15 protein-coding genes are annotated in these 21,163 nt (G+C 43.9%); 10 read left to right on the forward strand and 5 right to left on the reverse strand.

The window, feature by feature from the left end; all coding sequences use genetic code 11:
* The first annotated feature begins 138 nt into the window (after positions 1–138).
* Positions 139–1,335 carry a GAF domain-containing sensor histidine kinase gene (locus BLS59_RS06310; RefSeq protein WP_240315159.1) on the forward strand — a complete coding sequence of 399 codons (1,197 nt, stop codon included), beginning with the start codon at positions 139–141 and terminating at the stop codon, positions 1,333–1,335.
* Positions 1,336–1,350: 15 nt separating this feature from the next.
* Here BLS59_RS06310 and BLS59_RS06315 read toward each other — a convergent pair whose 3' ends face one another.
* Both BLS59_RS06315 and dcp read right to left on the reverse strand, forming a co-directional pair.
* Complete coding sequence (locus BLS59_RS06315; RefSeq protein WP_091146326.1) at positions 1,351–1,662, reverse strand: hypothetical protein; 312 nt, start codon at positions 1,660–1,662, stop codon at positions 1,351–1,353.
* Positions 1,663–2,215: 553 nt separating this feature from the next.
* On the reverse strand, positions 2,216–4,354 hold the full coding sequence (dcp, locus tag BLS59_RS06320) for a peptidyl-dipeptidase Dcp (protein WP_091146329.1): 2,139 nt from the start codon (positions 4,352–4,354) through the stop codon (positions 2,216–2,218).
* Between the two features lie 188 nt (positions 4,355–4,542).
* On the opposite strand from dcp, the gene BLS59_RS06325 reads away from it, so the two are divergent.
* The 5 genes from BLS59_RS06325 (at position 4,543) to BLS59_RS06345 (ending at position 12,115) form a co-directional block, all read left to right on the forward strand.
* Positions 4,543–5,349: an alpha/beta fold hydrolase gene (locus BLS59_RS06325; protein ID WP_091146332.1), complete on the forward strand. Its 807-nt coding sequence runs from the start codon at positions 4,543–4,545 to the stop codon at positions 5,347–5,349.
* A 101-nt stretch (positions 5,350–5,450) separates the two neighbouring features.
* Positions 5,451–6,758 carry a hypothetical protein gene (locus tag BLS59_RS06330; protein ID WP_091146335.1) on the forward strand — a complete coding sequence of 436 codons (1,308 nt, stop codon included), beginning with the start codon at positions 5,451–5,453 and terminating at the stop codon, positions 6,756–6,758.
* A 145-nt stretch (positions 6,759–6,903) separates the two neighbouring features.
* Entirely contained in the window at positions 6,904–7,650 is a 747-nt protein-coding gene (locus tag BLS59_RS06335; RefSeq protein WP_091146337.1) for an HAD-IIB family hydrolase, read from the forward strand.
* 66 nt (positions 7,651–7,716) lie between these two features.
* Positions 7,717–8,610 carry an NAD(P)/FAD-dependent oxidoreductase gene (locus tag BLS59_RS06340; protein ID WP_091146341.1) on the forward strand — a complete coding sequence of 298 codons (894 nt, stop codon included), beginning with the start codon at positions 7,717–7,719 and terminating at the stop codon, positions 8,608–8,610.
* A gap of 40 nt (positions 8,611–8,650) precedes the next feature.
* Positions 8,651–12,115, forward strand: coding sequence for a galactose-binding domain-containing protein (locus tag BLS59_RS06345; protein WP_091146345.1), 3,465 nt, complete (start codon positions 8,651–8,653; stop codon positions 12,113–12,115).
* Between the two features lie 17 nt (positions 12,116–12,132).
* On the opposite strand, the gene BLS59_RS06350 is transcribed toward BLS59_RS06345, so the two are convergent.
* Positions 12,133–13,389: an MFS transporter gene (locus tag BLS59_RS06350; RefSeq protein WP_091146349.1), complete on the reverse strand. Its 1,257-nt coding sequence runs from the start codon at positions 13,387–13,389 to the stop codon at positions 12,133–12,135.
* Positions 13,390–13,806: 417 nt separating this feature from the next.
* Here BLS59_RS06350 and BLS59_RS06355 point away from each other — a divergent pair, with 417 nt between their 5' ends.
* Both BLS59_RS06355 and BLS59_RS06360 read left to right on the forward strand, forming a co-directional pair.
* Complete coding sequence (locus BLS59_RS06355; RefSeq protein WP_091146353.1) at positions 13,807–14,691, forward strand: oxidoreductase; 885 nt, start codon at positions 13,807–13,809, stop codon at positions 14,689–14,691.
* A 60-nt stretch (positions 14,692–14,751) separates the two neighbouring features.
* Complete coding sequence (locus tag BLS59_RS06360; RefSeq protein WP_091147390.1) at positions 14,752–15,555, forward strand: helix-turn-helix domain-containing protein; 804 nt, start codon at positions 14,752–14,754, stop codon at positions 15,553–15,555.
* Between the two features lie 108 nt (positions 15,556–15,663).
* On the opposite strand, the gene BLS59_RS31155 is transcribed toward BLS59_RS06360, so the two are convergent.
* Positions 15,664–15,882, reverse strand: a complete 219-nt coding sequence (locus BLS59_RS31155) for a hypothetical protein (RefSeq protein ID WP_143014051.1) — start codon at positions 15,880–15,882, stop codon at positions 15,664–15,666.
* 202 nt (positions 15,883–16,084) lie between these two features.
* On the opposite strand from BLS59_RS31155, the gene BLS59_RS06370 reads away from it, so the two are divergent.
* On the forward strand, positions 16,085–18,106 hold the full coding sequence (locus BLS59_RS06370; RefSeq protein ID WP_091146361.1) for a PAS domain-containing sensor histidine kinase: 2,022 nt from the start codon (positions 16,085–16,087) through the stop codon (positions 18,104–18,106).
* Positions 18,107–18,109: 3 nt separating this feature from the next.
* On the opposite strand, the gene BLS59_RS06375 is transcribed toward BLS59_RS06370, so the two are convergent.
* On the reverse strand, positions 18,110–18,991 hold the full coding sequence (locus tag BLS59_RS06375) for a glycerophosphodiester phosphodiesterase family protein (protein WP_091146364.1): 882 nt from the start codon (positions 18,989–18,991) through the stop codon (positions 18,110–18,112).
* A gap of 171 nt (positions 18,992–19,162) precedes the next feature.
* On the opposite strand from BLS59_RS06375, the gene BLS59_RS06380 reads away from it, so the two are divergent.
* On the forward strand, positions 19,163–21,160 hold the full coding sequence (locus BLS59_RS06380; RefSeq protein WP_091146367.1) for a sialate O-acetylesterase: 1,998 nt from the start codon (positions 19,163–19,165) through the stop codon (positions 21,158–21,160).
* The last annotated feature ends 3 nt before the right edge of the window (positions 21,161–21,163 follow it).

A 21,163-nucleotide genomic window follows, 5' to 3' on the forward strand; every position in this document is an offset into this window, starting at 1 on the left:
CCTGCTTTTTTTGTTTTTTGACAATTGATTTTATACTGGTTCTTTGTAAGTTGCCAGTAAAATCTAATGTTAGGAATGAATATATTCATATGGAATAATTTTAATTAGTATTATATTTAGAAATTATTAAAAGAGCAATTGTCAGTTTTAGAAGCGAATTTTCAGGCGGATATTGATGCCGTAAATGGCATAGAGGCAGTTCAATCCATACTCGAAGTGGTAACGCGTACTACCGGGATGGGATTTTCGGCGGTTGCCCGTGTTACGCCAGACAGGTGGATAACCTGTGCGGTAAGAGATGAAGTGGATTTCGGGTTAAAACCCGGCGACGAATTAGTTATTGAAACTACTATTTGTCACGAAATAAGGCAAAACCACCAGCCCGTAGTTATAGATCACGTTGCTGCGGATGAAGTTTATGCCAATCACCACACGCCGGCCATGTATGGTTTACAAAGCTATATTTCCGTGCCTATTATGCTTAAAGATGGTCGGTTTTTCGGTACCCTTTGCGCTATAGACCCCAAGCCGGCCAAGATAAACAACCCCGAAACCATTGGTATGTTTAAGCTATTTGCCGATCTAATAGCTTTTTACCTTGATGCTGCCGAACAGGTAGCCCGGTCGCAGGCCCGTTTACGCGAGGAGCAGGAGACGGCCGAACTTCGCGAACAGTTTATTGCCATACTGGGGCACGATCTGCGTAACCCTGTAGCGGCAATATCAAACGTAGCGCAATTGTTGCTGCGGATGCCGCTGGAAGATCGTGTTAAACGGCTTGCCACCATTGCACAAGATTCAACGTATCGTATAAAAGGACTGATTGATAATATCCTCGATTTTGCAAGCGGCAGGCTTGGAGGCGGAATTTCATTAAGCCGCAAAAATAGTGAACCCGTTGAAGATATATTAAACCATGTAATAGCCGAATTAAGATTGATTTGGCCGGAGCGTGTCATTGAAGCTAAATTTAATATTACCGAAGCCGTTAATTGCGATGGCACGCGCATAGCCCAGCTTTTCTCAAACCTGCTGAGTAACGCCTTAACCCACGGCCAAAAAGGTACGCAAGTTAATGTGGATGTGTTTTCAGATGGGGAAGATTTTAAGTTATGCGTTACCAACTCCGGTAAAAAGATCCCTGATATAGCAATGGAGCATTTATTTAAGCCGTTTGCACGTGGTTCGGTTGCGCCGGGCCAGCAAGGTTTAGGATTAGGTCTTTTTATTTCAGCCGAAATTGCACGTGCCCATGGTGGTACAATCGAGGTAAGTTCATCAGATGTGAAAACCTGTTTTACACTGCAGATGCCCGTAAAATACGGACTGGTATAAATTAAACAAACCTCGTTAGGCTACAGAAATCCGACTGAAATTACTGATCAGCAACCTGTTTAAGAACGCTGCTATTTTTTCTATTAATGTTTGCCTTTTGATGGGGTTCGTGGCAGGTGGTATTTCGTCCTGTTGATGATCGGCAGGGGTATCTGTTTCCTGCATTTCAATCAAAACACTTTCGCGGATGGCCGGGTCGCGGTTCACAATTTCATCCAGTTCGGTAAGCTCGTTAAAAGTTGCCTTGCCGCTTTTTTGTCGTTTAATTAATATGTCGAAACGGTCCTGCGTAAACGTACGGCGTTCCAGTGGTTTGCGGTGCTTCATATTGGCCTTCCTTAATACATAATTAATGTATCAAACTAAATGCCATTGTTGTATGTTACTGATTATTAGGTTTTTATTATGGTTTGTTATTGAGGTGTGTTCTGTTCCGATACAATGGTATGTTCGCTTTCGGGCGGTGTATTTAATTGTAAAATCCCATCCTTTCATAAAAGGATGGGATTTGCTTTTAGGATGAGATTAGCTCAGCTTGTCGGTTCTACTCCCCCCGGCTATGCTTCGCTGGCCGAGCCTCTCTACGGCTTCGCCGTAAAGAGAGGGAGGAAGTTTTTTACTTATTGAACACTTTCACTTGCGCTCGTTTGTACCTACAAGTGTTGGGAAGACTAAATTTTAATAAAAAGGTTGTCATTTCGACGAGCCTGCATGGGAATTGCGTGTGAGCGGCAAGGAGAAATCTTCTACGAAATGCTAAGTTCAATTGCATATCGTAGAAGATTTCTCCTCGTACCTCGTTCGAAATGACAACGCTTTTTATCTTCCCAACACTTGTAGTTACAAACGAGCGCAAGAAAAGTGGCTGAGTTCTCCGCTATTATTTTATCAATCCCCTGCTTTTAAGCATCGGCGTAATATCCGGGTCATGGCCTGTAAATCTGCGGAACATGGTCCCATAATCCATAGTATTGCCTTGCGACAATATCATCTGACGGAAAAATTCACCGTTTGCCCTTGTGAGGCCCTTGTTTTTAGTGAACCAGGCAAACGCGTCGTGGTCAAGCATCTCCGTCCACGCGTAGGCATAATAACCGGCGGCATAGCCGTTGCTCCATATATGCAGGAAATAACTTGAACGATAGCGAGGCGGTACTTGAGGCAGGTAAAAATTTGTTTTTTGCAGGGCAGCTAACTCAAATTTATCAACGTCTTGCAGTGGCGCATCGGCAGGCAGGGTATGCCATTGCAGATCGAGCTCCGCAGCGGCCAATGCCTCGGTAAGGGCGTAGCCCTGGTTAAAGGTGGCAGCTTTTTTAATTTTATCAACCAGGGCTTGCGGCATTGGGGCTTTGGTTTGATAATGTATGGCGTAATGTTTAAACACATCAGGGTATAGTGCCCAGTTCTCGTTAAACTGCGATGGGAACTCCACAAAATCACGTGCTACATTTGGCGATGCCAGGATAGGGTATTGCTGATTAGCAAATAAGCCATGCAGCGCGTGGCCAAATTCATGGAACATGGTAGTTACATCGCTGTAGCTTATCAAAGCAGGCTGACCAGCAGCAGGCTTGGTGAAATTACAAACATTGTATATCACCGGCTTGGTACCCAATAATTTCGATTGACCTACCAGGTTGTTCATCCAGGCGCCGCCTTGTTTGTTGTCGCGTTTAAAGTAATCGCAATAAAATAAGCCCAATTGGGTGCCATCCTTTTCAAATACATCAAATACGCGTACATCGGCCTGGTAAACGGGCAGGTCATGGCGTTCTTTAAAGGTGATGCCATATAACTGGGTAGCGGCATAAAACACACCGTTTTCCAATACATTATTCAACTCGAAGTAAGGCTTTATTTCGCTGTCATTCAGATCATAGCGTTGCTTGCGAACTTGTTCGGCATAAAAATTCCAGTCCCAAGGCTGTAGTTTAAAGCCGCCTTTTTGCTGATCTATCAGCGCCTGAATATCGGCGGCCTCTGCTTTAGCTTTATTGGTTGCTGCGGTAGATAACTTGGCTAAAAATGTGTTAACGGCTTCTGGGTTTTTAGCCATTTGATCTTGCAGTTTCCAAACCGCGTAATTGGCAAAACCTATAAGTTTGGCCTTTTGGGCACGCAGTTGGGCAATCCTTACGATTGATTTGCGGGTGTCGCTGCTGGTGTCGCCTTTTTCGGCGCGTGTCCACGAGGCGTTAAACAACTTTTCGCGCAGAGCACGGTTGCTTAACGATTGCAGCAACGGTTGCTGCGTAGTGTTTTGGAGCGTGATAAGCCATTTGCCATCAAGCTTATTAGCCTTAGCATTTTGTGCCAGCGCATCAATATCGCCTTGTGATAAGCCAGCCAGTTGTGCCTTATCATCAACTACAACGCCGCCTTGTTTACCTGCGGCCAGTACCTGGTTGGTGAATTTGGCACTCAAAGTAGCTTCTTCGCCGTTGAGTTTTTTAAGCTTCTCTTTGTCAGCATCAGATAATTTAGCACCTGCCAGTACAAATTGCTGGTAGTAATAGTCAATCAACCGTAACGATTCGGGATCTAACTTCAGATCGCCGTGCTCTTTTGTTTGATGGATAGCCTCAACCCGTGCAAATAGTTTTGAGTTAAGATAAATGGCATCCTGTGCAGCAGCCTGCTTTGGCGCAATATCTTCCTGCACCTTTTGCAGCTCGGGGTTGGTGTTGGCGCCGGTAAGTAAATTAAACACATTGTTTACCCGTGCATATGTTTGACCGCTTTTTTCAAGGGCAACTAATGTGTTGTTAAAATCGGGCTTCTCGGGATTGTCTGCTATTTTCTGGATCTCGGCCAGTTGCTGTTTCATGCCTTCTTCCAGAGCGGGCTGAAAATCGGCATTTTTAATTTTATCAAAAGCCGGAGCCTGCAGGTGCAGGGTGCTGGCTTTCATGAATGGATTATCGGTCATGGAAGCTGCAGTTTTATCATCTTTACTTGAACACGAAGTTAAAATGGTTAGCACGGCCAGTAAGGCCCAGCTATTTTGTTTTTTCATGAATGAGTGGTTTGAATTTAGGTTGAAATTACGAAAAAGAGTACGGAAATTCCTAATACCAGTTTGAACCAGGTATATCGTAATCACTGTATATTTTTAAATGTCGTTATTTAATCCTTTTAGGAATACTAAAATATTAACTACGTTTACTTTATTGCATTCCCTGATTCAATTTCCATTGATTTAATATGACCTGCACCATAAAAAAAAAGAACAACGTTGTTATTGAAGGCAACCTTGATGCCACCAAAACTTTGGTATTTGCCCATGGTTTTGGTACCGACCAAACCGCCTGGAACTGGGTGAAGGAATTCTTTGAAGATGATTATCGCCTGGTATTGTTTGATAACGTTGGTGCCGGCAATGCCGATCCTGATGCTTACAATAGTATCAAGTATAATAATTTGAAGACCTATGCCAATGATCTGTTGGATATATTGGCTGATCTGGAGCTTTGGAATGCTACTATTATTGCACATTCGGTTAGTTGCATGATCACTTTATTGGCCGCCTCAAAAGCACCTGAGCATTTTTCAAAAATGGTTTTCCTGAACGCTTCGGCGCGCTATTTGAATGACGACAGCGCAAATTATATAGGTGGTTTTACACAAGATGCCCTTAACGGTATGTATAATGCCATGGCCAGTAACTACTATGCCTGGGCAAGTGGGTTTTCGGTAGTAGCTATGGGTAATACTGATCGGCCCCAACTGGGCGAGCAGTTTGCTTATACCTTATCTGCCGTAAGGCCGGATGTAGCCTTGTCTGCCGCCAAAATTATCTTTGAGTCAGATGTGCGTAATGAGCTGGATAAGCTTGATAAACAAGTTTTACTGTTACAATCATCAGAAGATATTGCCGTACCCACTGCCGCAACAGCATATTTACACCAGCACATTAAAGGTAGTAAATTGCAATACCTCAGGGCAACTGGTCATTTTCCGCACATTAGCGCACCTGCCGAAGTTGCAGCAGCCATAAAATCATTTATCTGATAGTTGTTATTTCGCAGCATACCATCAAAAAGCGTCAATAATTTCGCTAATAAAGTCAAATCGTTATATTTAGCATTACTTATTACCGCACAATTTAATTTATGACTGCATCAACAACTACCACTGCTGCTACAGAGCCGCTTTACTGGTCGCCGGCGCAAAAAATAGCGTTAAGGTTTTTCCTTGTATTTTTCCTGTTATATATTTTATTTAACCCCAATGGGGTGCTGCCTTATACAGATCTGGTGGCCAATTTATATATCCAGCCGTTTCACGAGTTTATCCCCTGGATAGCCAAGCACGTACTGCACCTGCCCAAACCTATTACTGTTTTTACAAACGGTAGCGGCGATACCACTTATGATTATCTCATTGTACTGTTTATAACAACGGTATCTTTCGTGGCAGCCATTATATGGTCGGTAATTGATAGAAAGGCACGTAATTATAACAAGCTGTTTTACTGGGTTTGCGTTATTGTTCGATATTACATGGGTATTACCATGTTGTGTTATGGCTTTGTAAAAATAATTAAGCTGCAATTTCCGGGGCCATCACCGGGCAGGTTGCTGCAGCCATTGGGCACCACTTCGCCAATGGGCCTGGCTTGGACGTATATGGGCTACTCTACAGGTTTCAACTATTTTACTGGTCTGGCCGAGGTAACCTGCGGGCTGTTCCTGTTTTTCCGTAAAACTACTACACTTGGAGCTGTTCTGGGATTGGTGGTAGCCGGCAATATTATGGCGATAAACTATTGCTTTGATGTTCCGGTGAAATTATTGTCAACTTTTTTAGTATCCATGTCGGTGTTTTTGCTGGCGAAGGATGCACTTCGGTTAATCAATTTCTTTTTTCTCAACAAAACTGCACCACCATCAAACATTACTCCGCACCGGTTTAAGGCACGTTGGAAAAATATAACGCTTTGTACCGTTAAGTATATTATAATAGCTTATACCTTGCTTACAACTGTTTATGGCGATGTGCAGGCTGCCAAGCAATATGGCGATAAAGCTAAGAAACCGCCGCTTTACGGCATTTACGATGTGCAAAGCTACGTGGTTAATAAAGACACCATTGCCCCGCTTACAACGGATACTACAAGGTGGCGCAAGCTGGTTATTGGTTACCCCGGTTACGCGCAGGTAAAACTTATGAATGATAGTTCAAAAAGTTATAATTTTAAACCCGATACCGCCAAGCACACCATTGTTATATTCAGCGATGCCGATACGCTTAAAAAGAACTATTTTACTTATACCCAACCGAAAAAGGATGAACTGTTGTTAAAAGGCACATGGGGTAAAGATTCCCTGAAAATAAACTTCAAAAAGTTTGATATGAATAGCTTCAGGCTTATTAGCCGTGGTTTTCATTGGGTTAATGAGTATCCGTATAACAGGTAGTTTGGGTAGGAGTAAGGAGTAAAGATTTAATGGAAAATGATTTATTTATGGGGAGAATAAAGTGATGTTTTACCTGTAAATAAAACATATTGGAAAATACTTGCTCACTGAAACTAACCGCCTGCTTATCCGTTGAATAAATACCATGAAAAAACTAATTGTTTTTGACCTCGACGGCACTCTTGCCGAGAGTAAAGCCGCCATTGATCCCGAAATGGCCAAGCTGTTTGCAGGCTTGCTTAAAGTAGCCAAAGTGGCCATCATATCGGGCGGCGACTGGCCTCAGTTTGAAAAACAGGTGATTGCCAATTTACCAAAAGGCAGCAAGTTAAACAGGCTGTCAATACTGCCTACCTGCGGTACCAAGTTTTATCAATATAAGAAATCGGCATGGAAAAAGATCTATTCGGAGGATTTTACCGCCGGCGAAAAGAAAAAGATAGTTGAGTCGCTGAATAAGGCGGTAGAGAAATCGGGCTTCAAGGCCGATAAGATCTGGGGCGACCAGGTAGAGGATCGCGGCAGTCAGATCACCTTTTCGGCCCTGGGCCAAAAAGCGCCGCTTACGCCCAAAAAAGCCTGGGATCCTGATTATAAAAAACGTAAGAAGATCAAGTCGATACTGGATAAGCTCATCCCCGAATTTTCGGTGCATTTGGGTGGTGCAACTTCTATAGATGTTACCAAACCCGGTATCGATAAAGCATATGGTATGTATAAGCTGCGCGATATCCTTGACATACCCATTAAAAAAATGCTGTTCATGGGCGATGCCCTGTTTGATGGTGGTAACGACCAGCCCGCCCGCACAACCGGCGCCGACTGCATAGAAGTACGCGACCCCGAAGAAACCAAGAGAATTATTGAAACCGTTATAGCCTGTTCAAAATAAATCCAACTAAAGCAACAATGTTGCATTTTGTTTTTATACCTTTACCGGTACTAAACAAAATGGACAATGGATTTTGACGTAATTATAATTGGGGGCAGCTACGCGGGTTTACAGGCAGCAATGACTTTGGGCCGGGCATTACGTAAGGTACTGGTGATTGACAGCGGCAAGCCATGCAATCGGCAAACGCCCCATTCGCATAACTTTTTAACCCGCGACGGCGAAACGCCTCATGCCATAGCCTCCATAGCAAGGGAGCAGCTTCAACGGTATCATACCGTTAAAACATTGTTTGGCAAAGTTATAAAAGGGGAAAAACAGGATGAGGGCTTTACTGTTGGTACCGGGAATGGTGAAACCTACACCGCAAAAAAGCTATTGTTTACCAGTGGTATTTATGACCATATGCCAGATGTTGCAGGTTTTGCCGAGTGTTGGGGCATTTCGGTAATTCACTGCCCATATTGTCATGGCTATGAAGTACATAGTAAACCCACCGGCGTTGTTGGCAATGGTGATTTAGGTTATGAGTATGCTAAAATGATAAGTAACTGGAGTAATAATATCACATTGTTCACCAATGGGCCATCATTATTTACAAACGAGCAGCAGGCTAAACTGACCGCACATCATATAAAAATAGAAGAAGCACAGGTAACAGAGATACAGCATAAGCAAGGTTATTTAACACATTTAATAGCAGGCGGTAACGCATTTGAATTTAATGCCGTGTATTGGCGCCCCGCATTTAAACAGCATTGCGATGTGCCGCAGTTAATGGGCTGCCAACTAACCGATGCCGGGTATTTAAAAATAGACGAGCTTTTACATACCTCCATTCCCGGTGTTTATGCAGCCGGCGATTGCACCACGCAAATGCGGTCGGTTGCCAGTGCGGTAAATTCAGGTGCTATGGCTGGCGTACTCCTAAATAAAGAGTTAAATGATGAAGGGTTCTGATACATTTAATGTAGCTTAGTATCAACCAATTCCCCTATTAATGAACCTGAATTTTTACGCATTATTTAATAAAAAACTCCGCTTAATAACACACATCTCTGCCTGCATAGCAGCAGTCGCCTGTTTAGCAAAACCCATTACCGTTCTTGCACAAAAAGATGTTTTAACCCAGCATAATGATCTTTACCGCACCGGCTGGTACAAACAGGAAACCATTCTCAATACAAAAAATGTTAAACGGGGGAGTTTTGGGAAAATATTTTCACGTGCGGTAGACGATCAGATCTATGCGCAGCCTTTGGTAAAGCTAAATCTAACCCTGCCCAATGTGGGCAAAAAAAATGTGGTTTTTATAGCCACGGTAAACAACTCGGTATACGCGTTCGACGCAGATTCGGCAAATGTTAGCGCGCCTTACTGGCAACTGAATTTAACACCAAATGGCTCAAGAGTAATTGCCAATACCGATATGACGGGTGCCTGCGGCGGTGGCTACCGGGATTTTTCGGGCAATATAGGTATCGTGAGTACACCTGTTATCGATTCGGCAACAAATACCATGTACCTGCTGGCGCGCAGCGTTATCAAAACCTCCGGCGTATACGAACAATATATCCATGCGCTTGATATTACCACCGGTGCCGAAAGACCGAACAGTCCCCAACTTGTTACCGCACAGATCAATAGCAATGGCGACGGAAATGTTAACGGAAAGCTCAGTTTCGATCCGCAGAAGGAAAACCAGCGCTGCGGTATTTTGCTATTGAACGGTATCATTTACTTTGCCTGGGCATCCCATTGCGATTGGGGGCCTTATCACGGCTGGATAATGGGTTATGATAAAAACACACTGGCGCAAAAAAGCGTGTATAATACAACGCCGCAAGGCTACAACGGCGGTATCTGGATGAGTGGGGCAGCCCCTGCTGCTGATGAAGACGGGAACCTGTATGTATCTGTAGGGAACGGTTCGGTAGGGGTGGGCAGTGATTATAGTGATGTTACCAACCGATCAGAAAGTGCCATTAAATTAAAACCCGAAAATTCAACACTTACAGTTAAATCCTTTTTTACCCCTAATAATATTGACGAACTGGAGCAATCAGATCTGGACTTTGGCGTAACAGAAATTATGCTGATCCCCGGTACAACCATGGCCATGACGGCTTGTAAGGATGGAAAGGTGTACGTACTTGATCGTGATAATATGGGTGGCTACCATGCCGATGCCAACAGGCCTTTACAAACTATTGATCTGGGGGTAAATGCGCATTTACGGTCATCATTCAGTTATTACAAGGGCGAGAAGAAAGAGTACGCTTATTCATGGTCGGAGAATGGATTATTAAAAGCGTTTCCACTGGATAAGGCGAACAAGAAATTTGATCTGGCCAATACCATCAGCAGCGGTGCGCAGGGCCCCACGGGCAACAGCGGCGCATTTTTATCGGTGTCATCAAACGGATCGGTAGATTCTACCGCGGTATTGTGGACAACCTATGCTGCCAATGGAGATGCCAATCAATCCGTTCGCCCGGGTATTTTGCGTGCCTTTGATGCAACGGATGTAACCAGGGAGCTTTGGAACTCATCGGCCTACCAGGAGGATATTGTGGGTAATTATGCCAAATTCAACTGCCCAACCATTGTTAACGGTAAGGTATATCTCGCTACCTTCTCCAACAAGCTTAATGTTTATGGCCTAACTAAGAACACACTGGATACCTGTAATTCACCGAATATCGCCCTCAATAAAAAAGGTGTTGTTTCGTCAGACGAGGGTATTCCCGAAACCACCGTTGAAAAAGCTTTCGATGGCGATTTGAACACCCGCTGGGCAAGTGGCGGTATCGATGGTGAATATATTTATGTTGATCTGGGTGCACGTTATGATTTGTGCCGCGTGGTTTTACGCTGGGAGGCTGCCATTGGCAAAGCCTTTGATATCCTGGTATCTGACGATGCCAAAAGCTGGGTTGAAATAAAATCCATAACAAACAATGAAGATTATGACGATTACATTGCGCTGAAAGGCACCGGAAGATATGTACGTGTAAATATGATAGAGCGCGGCAGCCCTTATGCGTATTCATTATATGAGTTTGAAGTGTACGGTACCAAAAGCAATGGCGATTGCGCGGCACCTACAGGTTTGGACAAGGGAAATATATACGAAAATTCGGCTGTACTAAAATGGGCCGCAACAAGTGCGGCAAGTTATAATTTACAATATAAATCCGTAGCTGCAACTGAGTGGACAACTGTAACAGCATCAACCAATACGGTAACCATCCAGGGATTATCATGCGCTACAGATTACCTTTTCCGGGTACAAACAAATTGTACAGCAGGGGGTACAAGCGCGTACTCGCCGGTGGCATCGTTCTCCACCCAAAAATGTACCACTGTTTGCGGGGCGCTGCCAACAAGGTGGACAACCCAGGATATTGGTGATGTAGGTATAGCCGGCTCGGCCTGTTACAACAACGAAACATTTGAATTGAATGGATCTGGCCGAAACAAATCGCTTACGGCCGATGCCCTGCATTTTGCCTATAAAACCCTGGTTGGCGACGGCGAGGTAAAGGCCCGGGTAATAACTACCGATCAATCGGGTGCGGTAGCAGGTATCATGATTCGCGAGAGTATGGCGCCCGGAGCCAAGTATGCTTTTATTGGTTTATCAGATAACAGCGCGCTCTTTCAGTATAGATTAAGCGCCGATGCTGCCAGCGTTACAGCTACAAATGCCAACATCAGTGCGCCATATTGGATAAGACTGGTGAAGGTAAAATCGTTATATACGGCCTACATATCTACAAACGGGGTTAACTGGGTAGCCGTCGGCAAACCTACCGAACTGGGTTTTGGCGCGGATGTACCGGTTTATGTGGGCTTATCCATCACCAGCTACAGTAATACCGTATTGTCAAAAGCTACGGTTGATAATTATATGTTTTCGGGTATTATGGAGCTGGAATTAAAGAGCTTTACTGCAAGTCTCACGCTCAACAAAACGGTGGCATTAGAATGGGTTACTACGCTGGAAAGCAATATCAGTAGTTTTGTAATTGAGCGCAGCGATGATAACCTGCACTACACAGATGTTGCAACGGTTGATGCCGTTAACAAAGGCAAATTTGTGAACACATACACACACGAGGTAACTAACCCCAAAAAGGGCATCAATTACTTTAGGCTAAGAATAGTAAGCCAGGATGGTAAAACCAGTTATTCGGCACCGGTATATGTAAGTGTAAATGATTCACCGGCACCGTCGCTTTATCCAAACCCGGCCAGGGAAAAAATAAGTATAGCACAAGGTACCGACCCAATAAGGTTTATTAAGATCTTCGACATAAGCGGCGCGCTCATTAAAACCCTTAATAATGAAGCAAGCAACAATCCGGTTATAACGGTATATGGATTGGCAACTGGAGTATATGTTGTTGAAATAAGAACCGCGACAGCCGTATTCCGCAAAAAGTTTGTAATAGTAAATTAGCAGCTGCTAATTTACTATTACATTTTCTTTTCAATTTTTATAAGGGGGACAGCCAGGAAAGCTATCAACAGCATAAAGCCAGCAGTAAGCAGAAACAGGTTTGCGCCAAGTGTATGGTATAAAAATGCCCCGCTGATAAGACCTATAATGCTGGCCAAACTACCTGCGCTGCTGGCAAAGCCTTGTATCATACCCTGCACATGCTCGGTACCGGTGTTGGATAACAGGGCTATAAATGATGGCCACATAATACCGTTGCCTATGGCGAAGAGCAGAGCACCTGCATATATATAAACAATGCTATCAAACCTAAGCAATACAAAACAGCCGCAAAGTATAGTGCTGCCCGCGATGACTAACGCCGCGCCCGAAATTCTTTTTGAAAGGTAACCCATCACCGGGCCTTCCATCAAAACCATCATCCCGCTTAAGAACGAAAAGAAGATACCCAGTTGCAACACGCTCCAATGCAATTGCCCGGCAGCATAAACCGGGAAGCCCACATAAAAAAAGTTGAACCCTAAAAATATCAGGAAATAAAGGATTAAAAAGTAAGGGACGTATGGTAGTTTCAGTACCGATTTCAATCCTTTAAAGGTAGTTTGCTTTGTAGGGATAATACCCGGAGTAGCCTTGCTAACGGGCTTTGCGGCCCTATCCTGTACCTTAAAATAAATAACCGATAAGGCAACTAAGGATATAAATGCGGTAACCACCACCGGTAAAATATTACCCAGCGCAGTGGCACCAAGTAAGCCTGCCAGCAAAGGGCCGAAGATGAGGCCCAGGTTTGATGCCGCAGCCATTTTGCCAAAGTTGCGTTTGCGGTCGTCTTTGACAGATATATCGGCTACGTAGGCGTTGGCTACGGAGATGTTACCGCCGGTAAGTCCGTCGAGCGCGCGGCCTAAAAATATCATCAGCAGGGGCAGGCTGAACAGGATATTGCCAGCGAAACCGGTATTTATCTTTAATTGATGATTAGGTATAACAAGCCCCACCAGGAATATAAGCCAGGCAATAAAGGTACCGGCCTCACTAATGAGCAATATCTTCTTGCGCCCAAACTTATCCGACCAATTGCCTAATATTGGCGCGCCTATCAACTGGAAAAAGGAATAAGTGGCACTCAAAAAGCCATAAACCAATTCGTGCCCGCCCAGTTTAATAACTATAACCACCAAAAACGGTATCACCACGCTAAAACCCAGCGCATCAATAAAATTGACCAGCAATATAGGGAATAGGGTAGGCTTTGTTTGGGTTGATGGCATTTATGATGGTTTAAAGCGCCGTTATCAATAAAAATAAATTTAGGGTTTGTTTTTGATAATCTGGCGATGTTGTATAGGATAAAACTTTGCAGGTGGTTTCGACTCATCCCGGCTACGCTTCGCTGGCCGCCCCTCTCTACGGCTTTGCCGTAAAGAGGGTGAAGAAGTTATTTTTTTATATTTATCTGGCAATAGTTTCAATCAACCTAACCCCTCTTTTCAGCGAAGCTGAAGAGAGGGTGACCGAGCGCAGCGATGGTCGGGTGAGTAAACTCTGCAGTTAGTCAAACGCCGTAATCTCTTTCTATCAATGTAGCCGAGTAAACCTGAACGTTTCAACAAACAAAATTGAACCTTTTAACAAAGTTACGTGCCTTAATCCTACCGACATTTGTATCAACAAACAAATAAAAACAAATGGAAAAGATATGGTTTATAACAGGCAGCTCCCGCGGATTGGGACGCAGCCTTACCGAAGCGGTGTTGGCAAAAGGCGATAAAGTAGCCGCTACCGCACGCAACCCCGAACAATTAAAAGAGCTGGAAGATAAATATCCCGATCAGGTTTATGCCATAAAATTGGATGTGACCAACCACGATGAAATTTATAATTCGGTTGCCAATGCTGTGGCCCATTTTGGTCGTATTGATGTGTTGGTGAACAATGCCGGCTTCGGCATCATTGGCGCGGCCGAGGCATTTACAGACGAACAGGTGCGTAGTCAGTTAGAAACTAACTTGTATGCACCCATTGAGCTCACCCGCGCGGTATTGCCTTATATGCGCAAACAGCGGTCGGGTTTTATTATGCAGATAAGCTCGGTTGGCGGCAGGGTTGGAAACGCTGGTTTAACCATGTACCAGGCCGCTAAATTTGGTTTGGGTGGTTTTAGCGAGGCACTGGCCAAAGAAGTTGCTGCATTGGGTATTAAGGTAACCTGTGTAGAGCCGGGTGGTTTCCGCACCGACTGGGCGGGCGCATCCATGACCTATGCCCCTGAAGTGGAAGGTTACGAAGATACCGTTGGTGCCCGTACCCAATTTTTTAAAGGTGGTAAATTTGTACCAATGGGTGATCCTGAGAAAGCGGCCAAAGCAATGGTGGACTTGGTTGACAACGATACCCCACCGGTACACCTGGTATTAGGTAGCGAGGCCGCCGGGCTGTTAAAACAAGCCAACTTTTCACGCAAAGAGGAGTTTGAAAAATGGCTGCCCGTAACCCTGTCAACAGATCATGACGATGCGGAGAACTTCCTGGAAACAGAGGCTGGTAAACGCATCATGAGTTTAAAAGATTAATACAATAGCAACAGCATTGCCAGTTTGCAGGGCAATGCTGTTTACTTAACTTTGAATGATATGCCGGCACAGCAAAAAGATATTTTACAGCAAATACACCATTCCTGCTATTTTACCCGCTCGCGGTCGGGCGAGCAGTTTGTGGCCGAACATGCCTTTAGTTATCAGATAGCTGGTACGTTAATTGTTGACGATGGTACAAAGGAATATGTTATTAATGAAGGAAGTTTCAGGCTTACAAGGCGTAATCACCTGGTTAAATTTGTAAAGCAGCCGCCACCCAACGGCGAATTTAAGGCGCTGTCGGTATATCTTACCCAGGAAACCTTGCGTAACTTCAGCATTGAGTTTGGTTACAAGGCCGAAAAGCATTACCAAAGCGATCCGGTGATACAGTTGCAGCCTAATCCGCTGTTTAAAAGTTATATGGAGTCGCTGGCACCTTATCAGCAGGAAGCACATAGTATAAATGCCAGCTTACAAACGCTGAAGGTTCGTGAAGCTATTTTGATACTGTTGCAAACCAATCCGCAGTTAAAAGATGTTTTGTTTGATTTTAGCGAACCCGGCAAAATTGACCTGGAAGGTTTTATGAATAAAAACTTTCATTTTAACGTGCAGCTAAACAGATTTGCCTATTTAACCGGCAGAAGCCTTGCCGCTTTTAAGCGCGATTTTGAAAAGATATTTCATGTAACCCCAAGCAGGTGGTTACAGCACCGCAGACTGCAGGAAGCCCATTACCTCATAAAAGAAAAAGGAAAAACGCCAACAGATATATACCTCGAATTGGGATTTGAAGACCTCTCGCACTTTTCGTTCGCGTTCAAGAAAACTTATGGGGTGGCGCCATCAAAAATATAATGGCAAGAGGATATTGATGCAGCAGCACGAGTGTCTGCGTATACAAGAAATATCAACAAACAGGGCGGTCAATTGATCGCCCTGTTTGTTGTAAAATGCTTTTGAAAATTATGCTTTTGATTTTTCGCCTTCGTATGGCAGGGTAGATATGAAGATAACCATACCAATACCAAAAGTAACAAAGCCTCCATAAGCTAAAGCTGCCGATGCGTTTACACCGCTGATAGAGTCGGCTGCGTTAAAGGCGTGCGATGGCGTAAATACAAAACTGCCGCCTACTACTAAAATTCCTATTGTTGTAATTAAAAGTCCTAAGATCTTTTTCATGTTCGATGTTTTAAAACCGTATGGGGGCAAATATATAAACTTTACCTTAAAGTTTGATAAAAGAATAAGGATGAAAAGATAAATGAATATTGCATGGTACAGAATTATATACGGGGTCATTTTATATAATAATCTCAATTTACTTTTTAATTAATAACCTTATCTTTAAATTGCAGGCTATCTATCTAAATTATCTACACCTATGGGCCAGGCCTATCAGTCACTAAATAACGACCATTCATTTTTAAGAGATGGTGGCGAAATGGGTGAATTAGTACGTGCCTACGATTGGTCGAAAAACCAGCTTGGCACGCCCGATACCTGGCCGCAAAGTTTAAAAACCACATTAAGCATCGTACTCAACTCAAAATTTCCCATGTTTTTATTTTGGGGACCCGAGCTGATCTGTTTTTATAACGATGCATATCGCCCCAGCCTGGGCAATAACGGCAAACACCCCGCAATTGGTTTAAAAGCCGAAACCATATGGCCCGAGATATGGGCGGATATTTATCCCCTTATTGATAATGTACTTAAAGGTGGTGAGGCCAACTGGAGTGAAGACCAGCTACTTCCCATTTACCGCAACGGCCAACTGGAGGATGTATACTGGACGTTTAGCTACAGCCCTGTAATAGATGAATCGGGCAAGCCGGCCGGGGTGTTTGTTACCTGTAACGAAACCACTGCTACCGTAATAGCCCGTCAAAAGTTTGAAGAAAGCAATAAGCAGCTGCGCCTTGCGCTGGAGGGCGATGAGCAGGCACGTAAAAAGATCCGCGAAAGCGAAAATAACCTTCGGCATATTATTTTGCAAGCACCCGTTGCTATTGCCATTTTTCGAGGGCCGCAGTATATTGTTGAAATAGTGAATGCCCGCGCACTTGAACTTTGGGGCCGTAACGAAACGGAAGTACTCGGCTTGCCTATACTGGAAACAATGAGCGAGCTGGAAGCACAGGGCGTTAAGCAATTAATGGACGATGTATATACCAGCGGTATCCCTTATTGGGCTACCGAAATGCCCATTGAACTATTAAGGCAGGGACAAATGGAAACCGCCTGGATAAATTTTGTTTACGAGCCCTTGTTCGATGCCGAGGGTAATATCAATGGCCTTATTACCACCGGCACCGAGGTAACTGCGCAGGTAATGGCACGCAAAAAAATTGAAGACAGCGAAGAACGCTTCAGGCAGGCATTAGAATCTGGCGACCTGGGTACCTGGAGCCTCGATCCTGAAACCTTTGCTATGACGGTATCTGATCGTTTCAAGGAAATATTTGGCTATGCTGCTGACGAAGAGGTATTGCCCGATGATATTTTTGATTTGATTGATGCTGATTACCGGGATCAGATAAGGGTAACTATACAGGCTGCTGTTGCCGGTAATTTACCAAGCGATATTGAATATTCATTAACGCAGCGTGTTACCAAAGAACGCCGGTGGGTACGTGCCACCGGTAAAATGTTTTTTGATGATAGGGGGAATCCTGTTCATTACTCGGGCATGCTGATGGATATTACCGAGCGTAAAATGGACGATATCCGTAAAAATGATTTTATTGGTATGGTAAGCCATGAGCTAAAAACGCCGTTAACATCGCTTAGCGCTTATGCACAAATGCTGCAGGCACGTTCAAAGAAAAGCGGCGATGAATTTGCCATTGTTGCCTTGGATAAGGTAAACATCCAAGTGAAAAAAATGAGTAACATGATCAATGGATTCCTTAATATTTCGCGGCTCGAATCAGGCAAGATCCTTATTGTTAAACAGGTATTTAATCTGGATGATCTGATAAACGAAATGATTGAAGAAACCAAACTAACTGTATCAAGCCATCAAATAAATTTTAACGCCTGCACACCCATTGTTGTTAATGCTGATAGGGATAAAATAGCCTCTGTTATAGCCAATTTGCTCAGCAATGCCATTAAGTACTCGCCCAAGGGCAAAAACGTTAATGTTGAATGCGGCATTAACGACGGCAACGCCATAGTGAGTATTAAAGACGAGGGTATGGGTATAAAACCGCAGGACAGGGAAAAGCTCTTTGACCGTTATTACCGTGTTGAAACTAAGCATACCAAGCACATTTCGGGCTTCGGCATTGGCCTTTATCTGAGCGCCGAGATCATCCAGCGGCACGAGGGGCGCATTTGGGTAGAAAGCGAAAGCGGTGTAGGATCTACATTTTATTTTACCATACCGCTATCCGCCTAAAATTTACTGGTGTAGGTGTTTCTTTTTGAGATACTGCAGCATCAGCAACGGGCGATCTGTTTGCAGGATGGTGGCGCCGCGGGCTACTATCCAATCCCAGCTATCTTTTTTATTGTTCTCTTCAACGGCCATATCATCATCGTGCCCACCATTAAGTGATGCCCAAAGCGAGTTAACCCAAATAAGTACGCCTGTTTTTCTTATAAATTCATTGTGGTATAATAGTGCTGATGTATCGCGCGAAAAGATGAACTCAAACGCATAAGGTTTCATGTTTTTAAGGTAATCTGCAATAATGGTTTTAGCATCGGGTTTATCAAGATTAATAACCGGCATATAAATAATGGCGGATAGCAGTTGCGGATACCTTGATTTTAAAACTTGATAAGGCGCATCCGATTTAAAAATGGCCTGCTTTAACGTGCCGGTTTCATTTAAAATGTTGTACGCCTCACTAAAAAAATCAAAGCTTTTATCAAGGTTTACCTTTACCGGTCGGTCTTTAAGTGCCAGCATTACTTCCCGTAAAGTTGGGATAGGGCTGTTGGTAACCCTGCCAAGCGCGTTTGTTAGTCTGAAAGTTCTTAACTCCTGCAACGTATAATCACTGGGCCGCCCTTTGCCATTGCAGGTACGATCTATATTGTCATCGTGCATGATCACTATTTCACCATCCCTGGTTTTTTTAAGGTCGAGTTCTACAATATCAACACCCATATCTGCCGCAAACTTAAATGCCAGTAATGAATTTTCAGGAGCGTTACGCCAATCGCCGCGATGCGCGGTGACTAATATTTTTGATGCAGGCAGGTTTTTATTTTGGCTATATGCTGCAGTATAAAACGGAAAAAGGATAATTGCAATTAGCTTTAAATAGTGTTTCATGGTGCACAAATATAACAGGATGCGGGTTTGTTGGTATTATCCGTTTATTAAGTTAATAAATTATTGGCTATGGGGTGGTTATTTAAAAAGCAAATAAATCAAAAAGCCTGTCTAATAAACATTTATTTCAATTAAATTACGGCGTTTTTATAACCGTATTACCAATTACCTATGTTTAAAAATATTACCATCAGCAATTTGGCTAAGGGTGCTTTAGCTGTCGCTTTAATTTCCCAGTTTCAGTTTGTACAAGCAAAAGTTGTTTTACCATCTGTATTTAGCGATAATATGGTGCTGCAGCAAAAAACTAAAGCCGCTATATGGGGAAAAACCGATGCCGGCAAAACGGTAACGATAACAACCGGCTGGTCTGGCAAAAAATATAGTGTTGTTGCCGATAACGGCGGTAACTGGAAGGTAAAAGTATCAACCCCATCATACGGTGGCCCTTATGATATCACGATATCTGATGGCGATGTCACTACCTTGAAAAATGTATTAATAGGTGAGGTATGGGTATGTTCGGGCCAGTCAAATATGGAAATGCCGGTGAACGGCTGGGGCAAGGTAAATAATTATGAACAAGAAGTAGCTGCGGCAAACTACCCGCAAATAAGGCTGTTGCAGGTTGAACAGATACCCAGCAATATACCGCAGGAGAACGCCAAAGTTAAAAACGGCGGGTGGACGGAATGTAACCCAACTTACGTAGCCGAATTTTCGTCGGTAGCATATTTTTTTGCAAGGGAGGTATATTTAAAAACAAAAGTGCCAATAGGATTGATCCATTCGTCATGGGGTGGTACCATTGCCGAGGCCTGGACTGACGGCCAATCGCTCAATAAAATGCCCGAATTTGTAGCCCCCGTGGCTGAGATAGCCAAAGTAGAAGATAAGGACGCGCAGAAAAATTATAACGATAAATTGCAGGCATGGATTAACCTTATTGTTCAAAAAGATTCGGGCTATGTGCAGGGCAACCCTGTTTGGCAACAAAATAATATGGATGTTACCCGCTGGCCCTACATGAACGTGCCGGGCTTTCTGGAGCTAAAGCTGCCCAATTTTGATGGCGTGCTTTGGTATCGTAAAAAAGTTACCGTTCCCGATGGCTGGGCAGGTAAGCCCATCAAAATAAGTTTGGGTACAATTGATGATAACGAGATTACCTGGTTCAACGGCGAAAAAGTTGGCGAAACACAGGGCTGGAATATCCCAAGATCGTACACCATTCCCGGTAATTTGGTAAAAGCAGGCGATAATATTATTACCGTGCGTGTGTTTGACAGCGGCAGCAACGGCGGTTTTTATGGCGATGCCAAGGCACTTACCTTAATTGGCGACGATGGGCAGCAGGTTTCTTTAAGCGGTGCCTGGCAGTACCACATTGGCATGGATTTAAAAACTATGCCGCAACTGCCTGTACCGCCAAACAGCCCCAACAGGCCTACAGTTTTGTATAATTCCATGATAAACCCGTTTATTCAGTATTCCATCCGCGGGGCAATTTGGTACCAGGGAGAATCCAATGCGGGCAGGGCTTACCAATACCGCGAGTTGTTCCCTACTTTGATAAAAGGATGGCGGGAAAAATGGAACGAGGGTAATTTTCCCTTTTATTTTGTGCAACTGGCCAATTTCTGGAAAATTGACGATCAGCCTTCCCCCGCAGAGTGGGCCGAGTTACGCGAGGCGCAGCTTAAAACATTATCGCTGCCAAACACGGGCATGGCCGTAGCAGTAGATTTGGGCGAAACTTTAAATATTCACCCCAAAAATAAACAGGAAGTGGGGCGCAGGCTGGCGCAGGTTGCATTAGCTAAAACTTACGGGCAGCATATTGAATATTCGGGTCCTATTTACCAGTCGCAAAAAATAGATGGCGATAAAATAACGCTGAGCTTTAAATTCTCGAAAGGGTTAAAAGCTGCTAATAACGAAACCCTGAAAGGCTTTGCCATTGCCGGCGACGACCAGAAGTTTTACTGGGCCGATGCAAAAATTGACGGTGATAAAATAATTGTGAGTAGTGCCTCGGTTAGCAAACCGGTTGCGGTGCGGTACGCCTGGGGCGGTAACCCCATATGTAATTTATATAATGCTGCCGGTTTCCCGGCTTCCCCATTCAGAACAGATGAATGGAACGGCATTACTTACAATAAAAAATAAGGA

The organism is Mucilaginibacter pineti, assembly GCF_900101875.1.
Taxonomy (GTDB): Bacteria; Bacteroidota; Bacteroidia; order Sphingobacteriales; family Sphingobacteriaceae; genus Mucilaginibacter; species Mucilaginibacter pineti.

What these genes read in the sequence shown, in the direction of transcription:
- BLS59_RS06315 (WP_091146326.1), bottom strand. Translation starts at nt 1,662, where the DNA reads ATGAAGCACCGCAAACCACTGGAACGCCGTACGTTTACGCAGGACCGT.
- dcp (WP_091146329.1), bottom strand. Translation starts at nt 4,354, where the DNA reads ATGAAAAAACAAAATAGCTGGGCCTTACTGGCCGTGCTAACCATTTTA.
- BLS59_RS06325 (WP_091146332.1), top strand. Translation starts at nt 4,543, where the DNA reads ATGACCTGCACCATAAAAAAAAAGAACAACGTTGTTATTGAAGGCAAC.
- BLS59_RS06330 (WP_091146335.1), top strand. Translation starts at nt 5,451, where the DNA reads ATGACTGCATCAACAACTACCACTGCTGCTACAGAGCCGCTTTACTGG.
- BLS59_RS06335 (WP_091146337.1), top strand. Translation starts at nt 6,904, where the DNA reads ATGAAAAAACTAATTGTTTTTGACCTCGACGGCACTCTTGCCGAGAGT.
- BLS59_RS06340 (WP_091146341.1), top strand. Translation starts at nt 7,717, where the DNA reads ATGGATTTTGACGTAATTATAATTGGGGGCAGCTACGCGGGTTTACAG.
- BLS59_RS06345 (WP_091146345.1), top strand. Translation starts at nt 8,651, where the DNA reads ATGAACCTGAATTTTTACGCATTATTTAATAAAAAACTCCGCTTAATA.
- BLS59_RS06350 (WP_091146349.1), bottom strand. Translation starts at nt 13,389, where the DNA reads ATGCCATCAACCCAAACAAAGCCTACCCTATTCCCTATATTGCTGGTC.
- BLS59_RS06355 (WP_091146353.1), top strand. Translation starts at nt 13,807, where the DNA reads ATGGAAAAGATATGGTTTATAACAGGCAGCTCCCGCGGATTGGGACGC.
- BLS59_RS06360 (WP_091147390.1), top strand. Translation starts at nt 14,752, where the DNA reads ATGCCGGCACAGCAAAAAGATATTTTACAGCAAATACACCATTCCTGC.
- BLS59_RS31155 (WP_143014051.1), bottom strand. Translation starts at nt 15,882, where the DNA reads ATGAAAAAGATCTTAGGACTTTTAATTACAACAATAGGAATTTTAGTA.
- BLS59_RS06370 (WP_091146361.1), top strand. Translation starts at nt 16,085, where the DNA reads ATGGGCCAGGCCTATCAGTCACTAAATAACGACCATTCATTTTTAAGA.
- BLS59_RS06375 (WP_091146364.1), bottom strand. Translation starts at nt 18,991, where the DNA reads ATGAAACACTATTTAAAGCTAATTGCAATTATCCTTTTTCCGTTTTAT.
- BLS59_RS06380 (WP_091146367.1), top strand. Translation starts at nt 19,163, where the DNA reads ATGTTTAAAAATATTACCATCAGCAATTTGGCTAAGGGTGCTTTAGCT.